This is a genomic window from Nitratireductor sp. GCM10026969 (assembly GCF_042660605.1).
Taxonomy (GTDB): Bacteria; Pseudomonadota; Alphaproteobacteria; order Rhizobiales; family Rhizobiaceae; genus Chelativorans.
In genome coordinates this window covers 1-2,654 of record NZ_JBHSUM010000262.1, presented here as the reverse complement: position 1 = coordinate 2,654, position 2,654 = coordinate 1, and the positions used below count along the sequence as shown (strand labels likewise).

At 65.5% G+C, this 2,654-nt stretch carries 3 protein-coding genes; all 3 read right to left on the bottom strand.

Annotation, left to right across the window (positions count from 1 at the left end):
* Positions 1–300: 300 nt before the first annotated feature.
* The gene (locus tag ACFP9U_RS24600) at positions 301–801 is read right to left on the bottom strand and encodes an Lrp/AsnC family transcriptional regulator (RefSeq protein ID WP_378625460.1); all 501 of its coding nucleotides are present in this window, start codon (positions 799–801) and stop codon (positions 301–303) included.
* 129 nt (positions 802–930) lie between these two features.
* Positions 931–1,920, bottom strand: coding sequence for a cyclodeaminase (locus tag ACFP9U_RS24595; protein WP_378625458.1), 990 nt, complete (start codon positions 1,918–1,920; stop codon positions 931–933).
* Positions 1,910–2,654: pyridoxal-phosphate dependent enzyme (locus ACFP9U_RS24590; RefSeq protein ID WP_378625456.1), on the bottom strand; the 745-nt coding region annotated here is incomplete at its 5' end. The genes ACFP9U_RS24595 and ACFP9U_RS24590, both read right to left, overlap by 11 nt.

Genomic DNA, 2,654 nt, shown 5'->3' with positions numbered 1-2,654 from the left:
GGCGCCGAGCGCGGGCACGGCGCCGAGGCGGGCGCCGTCGGCCGGATTGGTGACGTCGAGCGCGCGGTCGCCTTCGGCGGCGATCCAGCGGCCGTTCACATAGGCGTATTCGCGGAAGAGGCGCGGGTCGCGCAGGTGAGAGAGGTCGGTTTTTTCGAGTGCGGCAAGGGCGGACATGGGCTCACTCCCTAATCGGATCGCGCTGATACTGCCCATGAAATGGGGCCGAAGGGCCCAAAAAAACCGCCGTAAGCGCGGCCTGGCGCCAATGATCTTTCTAAAGTGAACAGGTTCTTGGCGTTATTTCTTCTGCGGAGTGGTTTCGCCTGCCACAAGGAGCTCGATGGGAAGGCTTTTCGGCTGTTTGACCGGCTTGGTGACGATGTAGGTGAAGTAGCGCACGAGCCCCAGCCGCGCCTCCAGAAGCTGGTCGACGAGGCGCTGATAGGCGTCGATGTCCGGCGCGACAACCTGCAGGATGTAATCGAAGCCGCCGCCCACGGCCCAGCAGCCGACGATCTCGTCGATGTTCTTCACCCAGCGCTCGAAGAGCTGGAAGTTTTCCGCCCGGTGCCCCTCCAGTTCCGCGGCCATGAAGACGACGACATGGGGCGCGATGCGGTTGAGCGCGACGTCTGCGCGATAGCCGGTGATGATGCCGGCGTTCTCGAGCCGCTTGAGCCGCTCCCAGCAGGGCGCGGGCGTGAGGTTCACCCGTTCGGCCAGCGCCGTCTTGGAGATCCGGCCTTCCTTCTGGAGGATGGCGAGGATTTTCAGGTCGCGGTCGTCGAGTTTCAGCATTCAAGTGTTCCTGCCTGGAAGAGGGCGCGCGAATACAGACGAGACCCTTCCCGTCCCCCTTCCGTATCCATGCCTGAACATTGTTGACAAGGGCTTGCACACGAAGCGAAGCCGCGCAGCCTGGGCAATCTAACTCCTTATCATGCTCCCGGCGCCCGCCTCCTTCGCCTGCTTCAGCGCAAAGGTGGCGATCGCAGTGTCCTGGGCACCGGTGCCGGTGAGATCGCAGATGGTCACCTGGTCCTGGCTCGTCCGGCCGATCCTGCCGTTGACGATCTCGCCGAGTTCCGTCGGCGTGCCGCCCTGCCACAGGCCCGCCGCAACGGCGGAACGCAATTCACCCAGCTTCTCGCACTGGCTCGCACGGTCCGCAACATAGAGATCGGCTGCGACGAGGGCGCGGGGCTCGATTTCGTTCTTTCCCTCCTGGTCGGACCCCATGGCTGTGACATGCAGGCCCGGATGCAGCCAGTCGGCCTTCAGGATCGGCTCCTCGGCGGGCGTGGTGGTCACGACCAGTTGACTTTCGGCCACCAGCCGGGCCGGGTCGCCTTCCGCCTGCGCCTCGATGCCGGTTGCTGCGGCGATGTCCTTCGCGCAAGCCTTCGCCTTCTCCCGGTCGCGGCCCCAGACAAGGACGCGCTTGAAGGGGCGGACGAGGCGCGCGGCCTCGATCTGCAGGCGCGCCTGAAGCCCGGTGCCCATCACGCCGGCCGTCTCCACGTTTTGCGGCGCCAGATGCTTCGCCGCCACCGCACCGGCCGCCGCCGTGCGGATATCAGTCAGATAGCCGTTGTCGAGCAGCAGGGCCTCCACGAGCCCGGTCCTGGCGGAAAACAGGATCATCAGCCCGTTGAGGCTCGGCAGCCCGATCTTGGGATTGTCGAAGAAGCCGGGGCTCACCTTGATGGCGAAGCCGTCGAAGCCGGGGATATAGGCGGTTTTCACGTCCACCTCGCCATTGGCTTCTGCAATTGCCATGGACAGGATCGGCGGCATGACCACCTTGCCCGTGCCGAGTGCGGCAAAGGCCTGCTCGACCACTTTCACCGCCTCCGTATCGAGACGGACGGCGTTGCGCAACTCAGGTTCGGTCAGGATGAAAATGTCATGCGCCATATCGGGTGCCTTTAAGCAAATACTCGCCTAGCCGCACGTCGCGGCCGCTTGCGATGTCGGTGAAGACGGCCATATCCACGTTGCGTCCGGTTATGATGCTCGCCACCGGGCCGTTCAGACCGTCCAGCTTGTCCGAGAGCAGCGCGGCCGCGCCCACGGCACTTGCACCCTCGCAGACGATCCGGTCCTCGAAATAGTGGGCCTGCATCGCTCGGTAAATCTCTTCCTCGGTGACCAGGACCACCTCGTCGAGGCAATCGCGGCAAAGCATGAAGGAGTGGCGGTTGTCGTGGCAGAGGCCGCCGCCGAGCGAATCCGCGAGGCTTTCGACTTCCGTGACCGGGATCGGCTTGCCCGCCTCCAGCGCGGCGTGCATGGCCGCGCCGCGGTCCATGGTGATGCCGATCACGCGGACGGACGGCTTGATGCGTTTCAACGCGAAACCGATGCCGGCGGCCAGCCCGCCGCCTGAAAGCGGGATGAGGACTGTCTCCAGATCCGGCCGCTGCTCCAGAAGCTCGAGCCCGATCGTGCCCTGGCCGGCGATGACGCGCAGATCGTCGAAGGGCGGGATTTCGGCGAGCCCCTCCTCGCGCGCCAGGCGGCTGCTTTCCACCTGCGCCTCGTCCTGGCTGCGGCCGACGATGCGGGCTTCGGCGCCGAGCGCCCGGATGCCGTCTACTTTCGCTTGCGGGACGAGGCTCGACATGCAGATGACGGCGCGCAGGCCGCGG

Excerpts from the sequence above, each read along its gene's own strand:
- ACFP9U_RS24600 (WP_378625460.1), bottom strand. The coding sequence starts at position 801 with ATGCTGAAACTCGACGACCGCGACCTGAAAATCCTCGCCATCCTCCAG.
- ACFP9U_RS24595 (WP_378625458.1), bottom strand. The coding sequence starts at position 1,920 with ATGGCGCATGACATTTTCATCCTGACCGAACCTGAGTTGCGCAACGCC.